Source organism: Neobacillus soli NBRC 102451, assembly GCF_001591665.1.
Taxonomy (GTDB): Bacteria; Bacillota; Bacilli; order Bacillales; family Cytobacillaceae; genus Neobacillus; species Neobacillus soli.
In genome coordinates, this window is the sequence record NZ_BCVI01000027.1 from 41233 (window position 1) to 55898 (window position 14666).

Sequence of the window (14666 nt, forward strand, 5' to 3'; positions counted from 1 at the left end):
GGGAATGATGTAGAAACATATTAAACGAGGTAGAAAAGGGGTATGAAGGGGGAAAAAGTGTGCAAAAGATTTTAATTGCCAATCGAGGAGAAATTGCCCTTCGGATTATTAAAACCTGTCAGGAGATGGGAATTGAAACGGTTGCTATTTATTCCGAAGCTGATAAAGATATGCCATTTGTGAAAGCGGCAACAAAGGCAGTTTGTGTAGGCGAACCGCCTGTTAACAAATCCTATTTACAGAGCGATAAGATTTTAGAAATAGCAAAAAGTGAAAAAGTGGATGCCATCCACCCTGGATATGGCTTTTTATCAGAAAATGCCGCATTTGCCCAACAAGCGATAAACGAGGGAATAATATTTATCGGGCCAAAACCTGAAACGATTGAATTAATGGGCGATAAAATTGCTTCGCGCCATACTATGGAAAAGGCTGGAATACCAGTAGTGCCTGGAAGCAGTGTTGGCTTAAAAACGATAGAAGAGGCATGTGGCTTTGCGGAAGCAATTGGCTATCCCGTCATGCTTAAGGCTAGCGGCGGCGGTGGCGGAATTGGCATGGTGTTTTGTGAAAATGAGCAAGCGCTCGTTAAGTTTTATACTTCAACTAAGTCGAGGGCTTTGGCCTATTTCGGCTCTGATAAGGTATTTATCGAAAAATATATTGCTGATGCCAGGCATATCGAAGTTCAGGTATTTGGGGATAACCATGGAAACATCGTCCATCTATTTGAAAGGGATTGTTCGATTCAAAGAAGACATCAAAAGGTTGTCGAAGAATCACCATCACCATTTCTATCCGACTCAGTCCGAAATAAAATGTATGAAACAGCTGTTAAAGCAGCTCACGCTGTTGACTATACGAACGCTGGAACGATTGAGTTCATTGTCGATGAAAATGAAAATTTTTATTTCCTTGAAATGAATACACGCTTGCAGGTCGAGCATCCAGTTACAGAAATGATTACGAGCCTTGATTTAGTAAAATGGCAAATCCTCGTGGCTCAAGGCAAGAGGTTACCTTTACTGCAAAATGAAATTTCCTCGTCAGGTAATGCCATTGAATTCCGACTTTACGCGGAAGACCCTGTCCGCTTTTTGCCATCGCCTGGGAAAATTACCACTCTTCATTGGAATCAAAAAGAGGGAGTGAGAATTGATTCCGGCTATGAGGAAGGTGGAACAGTTACTCCGTTTTATGATCCGATGATTGCAAAGTGTATATTTCAAGGTGAAACACGAAAGGAAGCATTGGAATTAGCCAAAAGCTTTTTTAAAGAAATGAAGATTGAAGGAATAAAAACCAATGCACCGCTTTTCTTGAATATTTTAGCAAATGATGATTTCCAAAATGGATCGTATACAACAAGCTTTTTAACAAAAAATTTAGTGAAATAGGGAGAGAGAAAAGTATGAAAGAAATTACAGCAACTATGGCAGGAACGGTATTAAATATTTTCGTAGCATCAGGTGACAAAGTTAACCCGGGTCAGGAAGTGGTAATGCTTGAATCTATGAAAATGGAAATTCCGATTGAAAGCGAGTCCGCTGGCACAGTACAGGAAATGCGGGTTAACATTGGCGACTTTGTCAATGAAGGCGATGTATTGATTGTTTTAGAATAGCAGAGGAGGGGGAGCGAAATGGCAAAAACAAATACATTAAATGATCAATTAAATGAAAATAGGAAAAAGATCGAAGCTGGGGGACAGCCAAAATATCATGAAAAGGCAAAAGAGCAAAAAAAGTTATTTGTTCGTGACCGCTTAGCTTTATTGTTTGATGAAGGTAAGTATGAGGAAGATGGGAAATTTGCTAATTTTCAAGCCGGTGACCTTCCAGCTGATGGTGTTGTCACAGCGATTGGCAAAATTAATGGGCAGACGGTATGTGTCATGGCCAATGATTCCACTATAAAAGCTGGTTCATGGGGAGCCCGTACAGTTGAAAAGATTATCCGTATTCAGGAAACAGCGGAAAAATTGATGGTTCCGTTATTGTATCTTGTCGATTCAGCTGGGGCAAGAATTACAGATCAATTAGAAATGTTTCCTAATCGTCGCGGAGCGGGTAAAATCTTCCATAACCAAGTGAAGCTGTCGGGGATGATTCCTCAGATTTGTATACTGTTTGGACCTTCTGCGGCAGGTGGGGCGTACATACCGGCATTTTGCGATATTGTTATTATGGTCGATCAAAATGCCTCGATGTACCTTGGCTCACCGCGAATGGCTGAAAAAGTTATCGGGGAAAAGGTATCGCTTGAAGAAATGGGCGGGGCCCGAATGCACTGTACTATTAGCGGCTGCGGTGATGTTCTCAGCACCAGTGAAGAAGAAGCGATTGAATTAGCAAAAAAATATATCAGTTATTTCCCTGCCAGCTTTAAAGAAAAAACAAATCTGGTTGAGGGTAAAGCAGCAAACGAAGGCCGCGAGCTAGAAGCGATTATTCCGGAAAACCAAAACGCTCCCTTTGATATGTACGAATGTATTGAAAGACTCGTTGACGATGCTAGTTTTTATGAAATTAAAAAATTATTTGCACCTGAATTAATCACCGGTTTGGCTAGAATCGATGGCAGAGCGGTCGGGATTATCGCTAATCAGCCAAAGGTAAAAGGCGGGGTTCTATTTGTTGATTCCGCTGATAAAGCCGCAAAATTTATCCAGCTTTGTGATGCCTTCCATATTCCGTTATTATTCCTTGCAGATGTACCTGGATTTATGATTGGTACAAAGGTTGAACGGGCCGGGATTATTCGCCATGGGGCAAAATTAATTGCCGCAATGAGCTCAGCAACTGTGCCTAAGATATCCGTTATTGTAAGAAAGGCTTATGGTGCCGGTCTTTATGCAATGGCAGGACCTGCGTTTGAGCCAGACTGCTGCATCGCCCTACCGACCGCACAAATTGCGGTGATGGGCCCAGAGGCGGCTGTCAATGCTGTCTATTCCAATAAGATCAATGAAATTGTCGATCCGAAAGAAAGAATCGCCTATGTTCAAGCGAAGCATAGAGAGTATAAAGAACATATCGATATTTATAAGCTTGCATCTGAGCTGATAGTCGACGAAATTACGGCGCCATCAGAATTAAGAGATGTGCTTATTCAGCGCTTTGCCTATTATGAAACAAAAGAATTGACTTTCAGTGTCCGGAAGCATCCGGTTTATCCAGTATAGGAGAAAATCCCTTGTCGAAATATTCTCGGTAAGGGATTTTTTCGTTATTCATACTTTCTAGGGGCTTATATAATCTGATAAAATACTTGTAACGATGATAAAAAGAGGGGTTACCATGAAAATTGGAATAATCGGTGCTGGGTCAATTGGATTATTATTTGCTTCCTACCTTAGCAGGGTTTTCAACGTGACGATTTACACTAGAGCAGAGGAACAGGCCTTAGAAATAAATAAACATGGAATCTTGCTGAAAAAAGGATCAATGCTAAAATATCAATTCGTAAAGGCTTTGCCAATGACCGAGTGGAGGGGAAGAGAGGATTTAACGATCATTGCAGTCAAACAATATCAGCTTCCAGCGATTATAGAGAAAATAAAATATTTACCTGCCGTTCCTGAAAGCTTATTATTTTTACAAAATGGAATGGGGCATCTAAAGCTTCTGGAAAACATCCGTACAAATAATCTTTTTGTCGGGTCCGTTGAACATGGAGCTCTTAAGAAAAATTCATTCATGGTAAGCCATAATGGTGAAGGGGTAACCAATGTTGCTGTTTTCCATGGTAATGCAACACTATTACATCAATTAGCAGCTTCCGTTTCAATAGAGTTTCCGGTGGTATTCCAGCGGGACTATTATTCAATGCTGATAAATAAATTAATTGTAAACGCAGTTATTAATCCATTAACGGCCATCCTTCGGGTCAAAAACGGTGCATTGATAACAAATCAGTTTTATTTTTATGCCTTAAAAAGTCTTTTTTCGGAAATCTCCTTTATTTTGAATTTGAATTTAGAAAAACAGGAGGACCATCTTCAACAAATTATTACTATTTGCAAAAAGACAGCTGAAAATCATTCCTCTATGCTGAAGGATATTGAGGCAAATAGATTGACTGAAATAGATGCTATTTTGGGATTTTTATTGGAAGAAGCAAATAAACAAAAAAGACCAGCCACTCAGATTGAGAACCTTTACAATCTGATAAAAGGGAAAGAAATAGAGAAGGGGGTGTATTCGTGAGTATGATCCTATCAAGTGTGTTAACGATTTTCTTTACGCTGCCGTTTTTAGGATCCATCATGGTCTTTTCAGCTATAAAATTAATTACTAAAAACACCCGCAAATCTGTTCAAAAGTCACTAGATTATACGACAGTTTTATTTATCATTTCTGTTCACTTTTTAATAATCACTATTTGGGGGAAATCGCTTTTTTGGTTAATAATACTACTAATGATTTTGGTTGCTATGGTGTTTGTCCTTGTCCATTGGAAGGTAAAAGAAGAAATTGTCCTAAACAAAGTATTCAAAGGTTTTTGGCGTTTTAATTTTATCGTCTTTTTTATAACCTATCTTGGCCTAACACTCTATGGTTTAATATACCGTGCCGTGACCTTTACTTTTTAAGTCTAAAATTTTGAGGCAAAGTTTTTTTTAATTCCGCCGGGTAGTGGTATACTCTAAAAAGAATGAATTTGGGTGATCAGAAAGGAAGTACATAAATGGAGATTTTAAATCTCTCCTTACCAGCAACCAATCGGTTTGCTTCGAATTATTTGGAACAAACTACTGAAATTCAGCCTTTTTTTCACTATCGCTTTAATGAATCAACCGATGATATGAAAAGGTTAGCTGAATTAAGTAACCGATCGTTTCCCCGCGTGGAAGCTGCTGAACATATTGAGAGCTTTATGAAGCGGTTTCCAACGTCTGAAGCTGTTATAAAGTCAATCGATAAACTAAAGACAAATAATAGCGTTGTTGTCATTGGGGGACAGCAGGCTGGGATTCTTACAGGTCCGCTTTATTCGATACATAAAGTCATTTCAATAATTAAATTAGCGGAACAAAAAGAGCAGCAGCTTGGCGTGCCGGTGGTTCCTGTTTTTTGGATTGCCGGCGAAGACCATGATTTCCAAGAAGTGAATCATTTATTTATGCCTGTTAATGAAAAGATAGATAAATGGACCTACCCGGAAAGAGTTCACCAGAAGAAAATGGTGTCCGATATTCCTTTAAACAAGGAAATTTGTCTGTCATGGGTGCAGAACTTAATCGAAAACTTCGGTGAGACAGAACACACGAACAGCCTCTTAGAGTTTGCACAAGAACAGATTTCAAAATCAACCACCTTTGTCGATTTCTTTGCCAACATTATTATGGAATTATTCAAGGATTCTGGACTTTTAATTGTTGATTCCGGTAATAAAGAGTTTCGTCAATTGCAAAAGGAATTTTTCAGGGAGCAGATTTTGCACCATGACTCGATAACATTCTCGTTATTGGAGCAGCAAGCGCAAATTAGAAAAAAGGGTTTTCCAATCACCATTGAAGCAAGCGAAGCCAATGCAAATCTATTCTATTATGATCAAAAAATGAATGACCGAATTTTACTTGAATATGATCGGGAAAATGATTGTTTTGTGGGGAAAGATGGTACCTTATCATTTTCAAAAGGGGAATTAGTGGAGATTGCCGAGGAGAATCCTGCCAAATTAAGCAATAATGTGGTGACGCGTCCACTTATGCAGGAATGGATTTTTCCAACCATTGCCTTTATTGCAGGTCCTGGTGAAATTTCTTACTGGGCAGAACTAAAGCTCGTTTTTGAGCATTTCAAAATCAAGATGCCTCCAATAGTTCCGCGATTGAATATAACCTTTCTAGACCGTTCTGTTGAAACTGATATTTTGGAATTAGAGTTAAAGTTAGCAGATGTTTTGAGCAATGGGACGGAAAATGAAAGAGAAAAATTCCTTGAATCGATTAAAGATAGGGAAGTAGAGGAACTGTTTTCAAATGCCAAAGAATTATTAATGAAGCAGTACCAGCAAATTGAAGGAAAAACAGCCGAGCTAGATCGCGGGCTTTTACCATTATTAAAGAAAAACGAAAGTTATTTACTAAAAGAGATTGGCTTTATGCAATCAAGGTTAGAAGAAGCGGTAAAGTTGAAACATGATGTCCTGTTAAAAAAATATGCCCGTGTGGACCTAGCATTAAGACCCGATGGCTTTCCACAAGAAAGGGTTTGGAATATATTTTATTATCTGAACGAGTATGGCTTGGATTTTATTGAGGACATAATGGCAGGGGCTTTTGAGTTTGACGGCCGCCATAAGGTAATGAAAATTTAGAAGAACTCCACAGATGCTGTGGAGTTTTTTTCTTTTTTTTGTAAAAAAACTGCTGGTTAAAAAAGGATTATTAAGATTTTAGGACGAATAGTTAACAAATAGGTGGTGGAAAGTGGGGGAATGTGGTACATTTTTATTAGAAAGTGGGGGTCATGGGTATGTTCATGGGTGAATACCATCACAGCATTGATATGAAAGGCCGGTTAATTGTGCCCTCCAAATTCCGTGATGAGCTTGGCGACATGTTTGTCATCACACGTGGATTGGATCAATGTTTATTTGGTTACCCTATTTCAGAATGGGAGCTTATTGAAGAAAAGTTAAAAGGCTTACCTCTGACAAAAAAAGATGCCCGTGCTTTTACTAGATTTTTCTTTTCAGGAGCAACTGAGAGTGAACTTGATAAGCAAGGAAGGATAAATATTCCTGCACCACTATTGCAATATGCAAAGTTGGAAAAAGAATGTGTCATTTTGGGTGTTTCCAATCGAATTGAAATTTGGAGTAAACAGATTTGGGAAGACTATTTTACACAGTCAGAAGAATCTTTTACGGAAATTGCAGAAAATATGATTGGCTTTGATATATAATGGAGAAGTTATTCTAAAATAACACTCTATTATTTATCGTTCGATTGGAAAGAGGTGGAAGCAACATGTTTGAACATACAACGGTTTTGTTAAAGGAAGCTGTGGAGGGATTGAATATTAAGCCTGATGGTGTCTATGTGGATTGTACATTGGGTGGGGCCGGACATAGTGCGGTCATTCTCTCGAAACTCAGTGAAAAGGGAAAATTAATTGCCTTCGATCAAGATGAAACAGCTATCGCTCATGCAAAAGAGAAATTATCTGCCCATCATGAAAAACTGACTATTGTTAAAAGTAATTTTTTATATTTAAAAGAGGAACTTGAAAATCTGGGTATTACACAGGTAGATGGAGTTCTTTATGACCTTGGCGTGTCCTCACCGCAATTGGATACACCCGAAAGAGGCTTTAGCTATCATCATGATGCCCCGTTAGACATGAGGATGGACAATCAAGCAGATATTTCTGCTTATGATGTCATTAATCACTGGACCTACGAGGACTTAGTCCGGATCTTTTTCCGCTATGGGGAAGAGAAATTTTCTAAGCAAATTGCTCGAAAAATTGAAGCAGCGAGAGCAGTAAAACCAATTGAAACGACCTCCGAATTAGTTGAGTTGATTAAAGACGCTATCCCAGCTCCAGCTAGAAGAAAAGGTGGACATCCTGCAAAGCGAGTTTTTCAAGCTGTCAGAATTGCTGTTAATGATGAATTAGCTGTGTTTGAACAATCATTAGTTCAAGCAATTGACTTGTTAAACCCAGAGGGGAGAATAAGTGTCATTACATTCCATTCTTTAGAGGATAGAATTTGTAAGGCAGCCTTTAAGAAAGCAAGTGAAACACCGAATTTACCTCATGGTCTACCGATCATTCCGGATGAGTATAAACCAATTTTAAAGTTAATCTCCCGTAAACCGATTCTTCCATCAGAGGAAGAACTTGAACTAAATAATCGCGCCCGATCTGCAAAGCTCAGAATTGCAGAAAAACTATAGAACAAATCTGGAGGGGAAAAGTTTGAGTAGTCTTGCCAGAAAGTACCAGCAACAAGAACAAACAGAACAAACAGTCCAAAGCACAAAACAATTAATAATAAAAAAATCCTGGCTTACTCCAGGTGAAAAAATTATTGGGGTTGCCTTTGCAGGAATGGTCTGTTTAGGGGCCGTCCAACTTATTACAAATCAAACGAAAATTTACGAGGTAAACAAAAGTATTCAAAATGTGGAAGCTAAGGTTAATGAGCAGCAAAAGGTAAATAGTGATTTGCGGGTTCAAGTAAGTGAATTAAGTTCGTATGAACGCATTAAGAGAGAGGCCGAAAAAATGGGCCTTGAGTGGAATGGGACTAATGTTAAGGATGTTGCAGGAAGATGAACAAAAAACAGCCAAATATGAATGGGGGAGCAGCGATATTGTTTGGGATATTCGTCCTGCTCTTTTTTGTATTACTTTTCAGATATTTCTCAATCGAAATCACTGGAGAAGTTGCAGGGCAGCCACTTGCTGCCAAGGCACAACAAAAATATAGCAGGCAGGGGGCCCTTTCTGCTTCAAGGGGAGATATCTTAGATCGTAATGGCGAAGTTGTGGCCGGGGATACGGCAGCCTACACGCTTATTGCCATTTTAGATAAGAAGATGACGATCAATCCCAAAAATCCGCACCACGTAAAAGACCCGCGCAAAACAGCTCAAGAGCTTTCCATGTACATTAAATTGGATGAATCAGAGATTTATAGTATTTTAACCAAGGGGATAAAAAAGGGTAAGTTCCAGGTTGAGCTTGGCAAGGCAGGAAAAGATATTACTTTTCAAACGAAAAAAAAGATTGATGCCCTAAAGCTTCCTGGGATTTCGTTTAACCGTGATTCCAAACGTTATTATCCAAATGGGATTTTCGCCTCTCATTTAGTCGGTTATACCGATCAAATTAAGCAAAAGGATAAAACCTTCAAACCAGTGGGACAAATGGGGATAGAGAAAATTTATAACGACGAATTAACAGGAAAAGACGGCAAAATTAATTATGAAAGTGATTCGTGGGGCTATTTACTTCCTGATGGAAAAGAAAAAGTTACCCCAGTCCAAGATGGAAATGATATCTATTTGACAATCGATAAAAAGATTCAAACCTTTTTAGAAGATGCCATGGATAATGTGGTAAAGGATTATAATCCGAAAAAAATTATTGCGATTGTTGCTGACCCGAAAACAGGAGACATTTTAGCTATGGGGCAGCGTCCGACTTTCCAACCGAAAACAAGGGAAGGGATTGATAAGAGCTGGCATAATGAAGCCATTGAAACATCGTTTGAACCCGGATCAACGATGAAAATTTTCACACTTGCTGCTGCAATACAGGAAAAGGTGTTCAATCCAAATGAAAAGTATCAATCTGGTTCTTATCGAGTAACGAAAAGGGACCAAGCGATTCATGATCACAATGGATCGGGATGGGGCACAATCACCTATCTTGAAGGTGTTCAGCGTTCATCTAACGTTGCGTTTGCGAAAATTGCCAATGAGAAGCTTGGTTTTGAAAGGTTTAGAAAGTATTTGGCTAAATTTGGCTTCGATAAACCAACAGGGATTGACCTTCCAGATGAAACTTCAGGAAAGATTCAATATACCTATCCGATTGAAAAAATTACGACCGCTTATGGGCAGGGAACAGCGATTACACCGATTCAACAAATCCAAGCAGCAACTGCCATTGCCAATGGCGGAAAAATGGTAAAGCCGCATGTAGTCGAGAAAATTGTTAATCATGATACAGGCAAAACGATAAAGGAGATATCTCCAGAGGTAGTTTCATCCCCAATATCGTCCGAAACAGCTAAAACAGTTCGTGATATTCTTGAAACGGTTGTAACCTCACCTACTGGGACTGGAGGACGATACAAAATTGATGGTTACAGTGTCGCGGGTAAGACGGGGACGGCTAATATCCCGGGACCGAATGGAAAATATTTAAGTGGAGCAGATAATTATATGTTTTCATTTTTAGGTATGGCGCCTAAGGATGACCCAAAGTTAATTGTCTATGTGGCGGTCCAGCAGCCTGATCTTGATGGAACCGGGCAAGGAGCTCTTCCTGTTTCCGCTATTTTTAATCCTGTAATGAAAAATAGCCTGCAATATTTAAATATCCAGCCCTCAAGTATTGTAAATGCTAAGGTAAATAAACTGCCTGATTTTAAAGTACAGTCCGTTGCCGAAACAATAAATAGTTTAAAAGCAAAAGGGATTGAAACCGTTGTGCTAGGCAGCGGTACAGAAGTGGTCAATCAGCTCCCAGAGCCCTCGACAACCGTTTTAAAGGGGGAGAAGGTTATCCTCCAAACAAATGGGGAACTAACTGCACCGGATATGACCGGCTGGTCGCTTAGAGATGTGATGAAGGTTGCTAACCTCGCTGGTTTAAAACTAAATTCAAAGGGTAAAGGTTACGTCACCGTGCAAAATATTAAACCGAAGGCAATAGTCAGAAAAGGGGATTTTCTCATTGTTGATTTAAAAACCCCTGAAGAACAATGGAATGATGAAAAGAAAGCTAAAACAGTGGATAACGAAAAAACTGAAGAAAAGGTCCAAGATTAATCCGCAAATCCCGCCATTTAGGTGGGATTTTTCCTTTGCATTCTTGACGGAATTGTTCTAGGTGAAAAAGTACAAGCATATAAATTGAACGATAGAAAAGGAGGAATCGTTCATACTATGCGTGTTTCTAATGTTACTGTCCGAAAACGATTAATGATTGCCCTATTCATTGGAATACTAACCTTCATAGTTATTGATGTGCGGCTGGGCTATGTCCAATTTGTTCTTGGTGATTGGCTGACTAAAGGGGCTAGGGATTCCTGGAGTCGAAATATCCCCTTTGAACCTGAGCGCGGACAAATTGTTGACCGTAATGGGATCCCGTTAGCAACAAATATTAGTGCGCCAACTGTTTATGTTATTCCAAGACAAGTAAAAGATCCGGCAGCAACGGCAGAGAAGCTGGCCACCGTGTTAAATATGCCAAAAGAGAAAGCATATCGAGAGGTTACAAAAAGTGCTTCTTCTGTTCGGATTAAGGAAGGGAGAAAAATTTCCCATGAAAAAGCAAAAGAAATCAGAGCTCTCGGTCTTAAGGGGGTCTATATTGGTGAAGACTCCAAGAGACATTATCCAAATGGGAGTTATCTTTCCCATGTGCTTGGGTTTACTGGGGTGGACAACCAGGGTTTGATGGGGCTAGAGCAATTTTATGATAAAGAGTTAAGTGGTGAACGTGGAGCGGTTAAATTTTACGCGGATGCTAAAGGGCAGAGAATGAAAAGCATGGCCGATGATTACGAGCCTCCTACTAACGGCCTTGATTTAAAACTGACCATCGATTCAAAAATACAAACCATCGTGGAAAGAGAACTCGATATTGCTGAGGCAAAATATAATCCTGACGGGATTATTGCGATTGCGATGAACCCAAATAATGGTGAAATTTTAGCGATGTCGAGCCGGCCGACTTTTGATCCGGCTAACTTCCGGAATGTTCCACAGGAGGTTTATAACCGGAACCTTCCTGTATGGTCGACCTATGAGCCGGGATCTACCTTTAAAATCATTACCCTCGCAGCAGCACTGGAAGAAAAAAAAGTAGATTTAGAAAAAGATCATTTTCATGACCCAGGTTATGTTCAGGTAGCTGGTGCAAGATTAAAATGCTGGAAAAGGGGCGGCCATGGGTCAGAGACTTTTTTAGAAGTGGTCGAAAACTCCTGTAACCCTGGGTTTGTGGAATTAGGTGAGCGATTAGGCAAAGAAAAGCTTTTTAAATATATAAAGGACTTTGGGTTTGGTCAAAAGACAGGCATTGATTTGCAGGGGGAAGGAACGGGGATATTATTTAATCTGGCCCGGGTTGGCCCTGTGGAACAAGCAACAACGGCCTTTGGACAGGGTGTATCCGTTACGCCAATCCAGCAGGTAGCGGCTGTGTCAGCGGCAGTCAATGGCGGAAATTTATACAAACCGTTTATTGCAAAGGAGCTAATCGACCCCGTTACAAAAGAAATTGTGATGAGAAATTCTCCGGTTGAAAAAAGAAGGGTCATTTCTGAGGCAACTTCGAAGGAAGTTCGCCATGCGCTTGAGAGTGTTGTTGCCCTAGGGACTGGTAGAAATGCATTTGTTGATTCCTTTCGAATAGGCGGTAAAACCGGAACGGCACAAAAGGCGCAAAACGGAAGATATTTAGAAAATAACTTTATTGTGTCGTTTATTGGCTTTGCCCCTGCAGATGATCCGCAGATTGTTGTTTATGTGGCCGTTGATAATCCAAAGGGAGTTACGGCATTTGGGGGTACCATTACCGCCCCAATCGTTGGCAGTATTATGAGAGATGGTCTAAATGCGATGGGGGTAGAACCACGGAAAGGTCAAATTGAAAAAGAATTAAGATATCCTGAATCTCCATTAATTAAACTTCCTGATTTTGCAGGATTAACAAAGACTGAGCTTATGGACCAGCTTCTAAACTTAAAAGCGGAAGTGAGCGGTGAAGGGGATGTCGTTGTTAGGCAGTCACCAGAGCCTGGAACAAAAGTAAAAGAGGGCTCGAAGGTTTGGCTTTACTTCGGTAAAGGGGACTAACAAGTAAGTGAATGATGTCATCATAAGGGCGGCCGGAATATTTTCCGCCGCCTATAATTTTTTAAAACCTTAGCTAACTAAATAGCAAAATGAAATATTTTAATGTAAAATAAGATGGAACTTTCGTTAGAAGACTTTATGAGATGGTTACTGGTAAATGGGCATGAACAGTCATGAGAGGATTTGAGTTAAAATGAAGCTTGAAAAGCTGCTAAGATCATTGCATCCATTAATTCCTTTTAAGGGGGAAAACCCGGAAATTACTTCGATTGATAATGATAATCGAAAGGTGCAAAAAGGGAGCTTATTTATTTGTATTAAAGGTTACACAGTGGATGGCCATGATTTTGCGGAATCAGCTGTAAAAAATGGAGCCGTTGCAATACTTGCAGAACGTCCGTTAGATCTTGCTGTACCTGTCATTATTGTCAAGGACACAACTAGAGCGATGGCTGTGCTCGCTGATAGCTTTTACGAGCAGCCTACGAAAAAGCTGCATTTGATTGGTATTACAGGGACGAACGGAAAAACAACTACAAGTCATTTGATTGAAAAAATATTTGCAGATGCAGGTCAAAAAACAGGTCTGATTGGCACGATGTATACAAAAATAGCTGACAAGGTGATGGAAACGAAGAACACAACACCAGAAAGCCTGACCCTTCAAAAGACCTTTAAGCAAATGGTAGAGGCAAGTGTCGATTTAGCGGTCATGGAGGTTTCCTCGCATGCTTTAGACCTCGGCAGGGTCCATGGGTGCGATTTTGATATTGCTGTTTTCACTAATTTATCGCAAGACCATTTAGATTATCACAAAACAATGGATGAATATAAACGGGCTAAGGGTTTGTTGTTTGCCCAGCTTGGTAATACATTTGATCATCATAACCCAAAATTTGCCGTCCTAAATGCAGATGACTCTGCAACAGAAATGTATAGAAGGTCAACGGCAGCAGCACATATTGTTACATACGGGATTGACAAGAAGGCCGATATTCAGGCGGAAAACATTCAAATGACTGCCTCAGGTACCAATTTTGATCTTGTCGTCGGCGCTGTTAACTATCCAATCCAAATGCAATTTATCGGGAAATTCAGTGTATATAATGTATTAGCAAGTATTGCAGCCTCCCTTGTTTCTGGAATAGCAATTAACGAAATCATCCAATCGATTGAAAACGTCCAAGGGGTAGCGGGGCGGTTTGAGTTAGTTAATGCAGGACAGGACTTCACCGTAATTGTTGACTATGCACATACACCAGATAGTCTAGAAAATGTATTAAAAACGATTCAGCATTTCGCAAAGAAAAAAGTTTTTGTCATCGTTGGCTGCGGCGGGGATCGGGACCGTTCAAAGCGCCCATTAATGGCCCAAATTGCCTGCCAATACGCGACTAATCCTATTCTTACTTCAGATAATCCAAGAAGTGAAGATCCGTTAGTCATATTGAAGGAAATGGAGGCTGGGGTAGCGGGTCAAACCTACCAATTAATTCCTGATCGAAAAGCCGCGATTGAAACGGCAATCCGTCAGGCTTCAGAAGGTGATGTGATCCTAATTGCCGGTAAGGGACATGAAACCTATCAAATTATTGGCAGTGTCGTTCACGATTTTGATGATCGGCTTGTGGCTCGGGCAGCAATTGAAGGGAGATAGGTATGTATTTAGCGTTTAAAGACTTGGCAAGTTTGTTTGCGGATAGACAGGGCATCGAGGATGATATGGTGTATTATACGGTTACAGACCAAGCAAATGTTGTGCAGCCCAAAGGATTGTTTATTCGATTAACTGAGGAATCCGGGGAACTTTCAGAAGCAATTGCAAATGGAGCAATCGCAGCCATTTGGGATCAGGAAAACAGGGTCCCTCAATATACACCGAACCATTTCCCAATATTTTTTACAAATGATCCTGCAGTTGCAATAAGAAACCTGTTAAATTTATATAATGAAAAAATAGATGGAGAAACAGACGAGAAAATGGAGATAACTAACTTTAAATTTACACAAAAAAAACTTCTTAATAAAAATAAAGAGACATATGATATAGCTGTGATGTTAAAAAAGGTAACAAATAAATCTGATATTGCTAATGAAAGGAGGGGATAAA

General features: G+C 39.9%; 13 protein-coding genes. All 13 read left to right on the forward strand.

Going from position 1 to position 14666, the window contains the following annotated elements:
• The first annotated feature begins 59 nt into the window (after nt 1-59).
• The 13 genes from BSO02S_RS10470 (at nt 60) to BSO02S_RS10530 (ending at nt 14665) form a co-directional block, all read left to right on the forward strand.
• Nucleotides 60-1397: an acetyl-CoA carboxylase biotin carboxylase subunit gene (locus tag BSO02S_RS10470; protein ID WP_066066489.1), complete on the forward strand. Its 1338-nt coding sequence runs from the start codon at nt 60-62 to the stop codon at nt 1395-1397.
• A gap of 14 nt (nt 1398-1411) precedes the next feature.
• On the forward strand, nt 1412-1624 hold the full coding sequence (locus tag BSO02S_RS10475) for an acetyl-CoA carboxylase biotin carboxyl carrier protein subunit (protein WP_066066492.1): 213 nt from the start codon (nt 1412-1414) through the stop codon (nt 1622-1624).
• A gap of 18 nt (nt 1625-1642) precedes the next feature.
• Nucleotides 1643-3184 carry an acyl-CoA carboxylase subunit beta gene (locus tag BSO02S_RS10480; RefSeq protein WP_066066493.1) on the forward strand — a complete coding sequence of 514 codons (1542 nt, stop codon included), beginning with the start codon at nt 1643-1645 and terminating at the stop codon, nt 3182-3184.
• 115 nt (nt 3185-3299) lie between these two features.
• Nucleotides 3300-4208, forward strand: a complete 909-nt coding sequence (locus BSO02S_RS10485) for a 2-dehydropantoate 2-reductase (RefSeq protein WP_066066496.1) — start codon at nt 3300-3302, stop codon at nt 4206-4208.
• 2 nt (nt 4209-4210) lie between these two features.
• Nucleotides 4211-4594 (forward strand): DUF3397 domain-containing protein, encoded by a 384-nt coding sequence (locus BSO02S_RS10490; protein ID WP_235846901.1) that lies wholly within the window; start codon nt 4211-4213, stop codon nt 4592-4594.
• 95 nt (nt 4595-4689) lie between these two features.
• Nucleotides 4690-6324, forward strand: a complete 1635-nt coding sequence (gene bshC, locus BSO02S_RS10495) for a bacillithiol biosynthesis cysteine-adding enzyme BshC (protein ID WP_066066500.1) — start codon at nt 4690-4692, stop codon at nt 6322-6324.
• A 158-nt stretch (nt 6325-6482) separates the two neighbouring features.
• Nucleotides 6483-6914 (forward strand): division/cell wall cluster transcriptional repressor MraZ, encoded by a 432-nt coding sequence (gene mraZ, locus BSO02S_RS10500; protein WP_066066503.1) that lies wholly within the window; start codon nt 6483-6485, stop codon nt 6912-6914.
• A 65-nt stretch (nt 6915-6979) separates the two neighbouring features.
• On the forward strand, nt 6980-7912 hold the full coding sequence (rsmH, locus tag BSO02S_RS10505) for a 16S rRNA (cytosine(1402)-N(4))-methyltransferase RsmH (RefSeq protein ID WP_066066506.1): 933 nt from the start codon (nt 6980-6982) through the stop codon (nt 7910-7912).
• 22 nt (nt 7913-7934) lie between these two features.
• Entirely contained in the window at nt 7935-8294 is a 360-nt protein-coding gene (gene ftsL / locus BSO02S_RS10510; RefSeq protein WP_066066510.1) for a cell division protein FtsL, read from the forward strand.
• Nucleotides 8291-10519 carry a penicillin-binding protein gene (locus tag BSO02S_RS10515; RefSeq protein WP_066066513.1) on the forward strand — a complete coding sequence of 743 codons (2229 nt, stop codon included), beginning with the start codon at nt 8291-8293 and terminating at the stop codon, nt 10517-10519. Before ftsL ends, BSO02S_RS10515 begins: the two co-directional genes overlap by 4 nt.
• 117 nt (nt 10520-10636) lie before the next feature.
• Entirely contained in the window at nt 10637-12556 is a 1920-nt protein-coding gene (locus BSO02S_RS10520; RefSeq protein WP_066066516.1) for a stage V sporulation protein D, read from the forward strand.
• A 193-nt stretch (nt 12557-12749) separates the two neighbouring features.
• Entirely contained in the window at nt 12750-14213 is a 1464-nt protein-coding gene (locus BSO02S_RS10525) for a UDP-N-acetylmuramoyl-L-alanyl-D-glutamate--2,6-diaminopimelate ligase (protein WP_066066518.1), read from the forward strand.
• 2 nt (nt 14214-14215) lie between these two features.
• The gene (locus tag BSO02S_RS10530) at nt 14216-14665 is read left to right on the forward strand and encodes a hypothetical protein (RefSeq protein ID WP_066066521.1); all 450 of its coding nucleotides are present in this window, start codon (nt 14216-14218) and stop codon (nt 14663-14665) included.
• Nucleotide 14666: the final 1 nt, after the last annotated feature.

Bases quoted from the DNA above. Each gene is read 5' to 3' on its own strand.
- BSO02S_RS10485 (WP_066066496.1), top strand. From the start codon at position 3,300: ATGAAAATTGGAATAATCGGTGCTGGGTCAATTGGATTATTATTTGCT.
- BSO02S_RS10480 (WP_066066493.1), top strand. From the start codon at position 1,643: ATGGCAAAAACAAATACATTAAATGATCAATTAAATGAAAATAGGAAA.
- bshC (WP_066066500.1), top strand. From the start codon at position 4,690: ATGGAGATTTTAAATCTCTCCTTACCAGCAACCAATCGGTTTGCTTCG.
- BSO02S_RS10490 (WP_235846901.1), top strand. From the start codon at position 4,211: ATGATCCTATCAAGTGTGTTAACGATTTTCTTTACGCTGCCGTTTTTA.
- BSO02S_RS10515 (WP_066066513.1), top strand. From the start codon at position 8,291: ATGAACAAAAAACAGCCAAATATGAATGGGGGAGCAGCGATATTGTTT.
- mraZ (WP_066066503.1), top strand. From the start codon at position 6,483: ATGTTCATGGGTGAATACCATCACAGCATTGATATGAAAGGCCGGTTA.
- BSO02S_RS10520 (WP_066066516.1), top strand. From the start codon at position 10,637: ATGCGTGTTTCTAATGTTACTGTCCGAAAACGATTAATGATTGCCCTA.
- BSO02S_RS10475 (WP_066066492.1), top strand. From the start codon at position 1,412: ATGAAAGAAATTACAGCAACTATGGCAGGAACGGTATTAAATATTTTC.
- BSO02S_RS10525 (WP_066066518.1), top strand. From the start codon at position 12,750: ATGAAGCTTGAAAAGCTGCTAAGATCATTGCATCCATTAATTCCTTTT.
- rsmH (WP_066066506.1), top strand. From the start codon at position 6,980: ATGTTTGAACATACAACGGTTTTGTTAAAGGAAGCTGTGGAGGGATTG.
- BSO02S_RS10530 (WP_066066521.1), top strand. From the start codon at position 14,216: ATGTATTTAGCGTTTAAAGACTTGGCAAGTTTGTTTGCGGATAGACAG.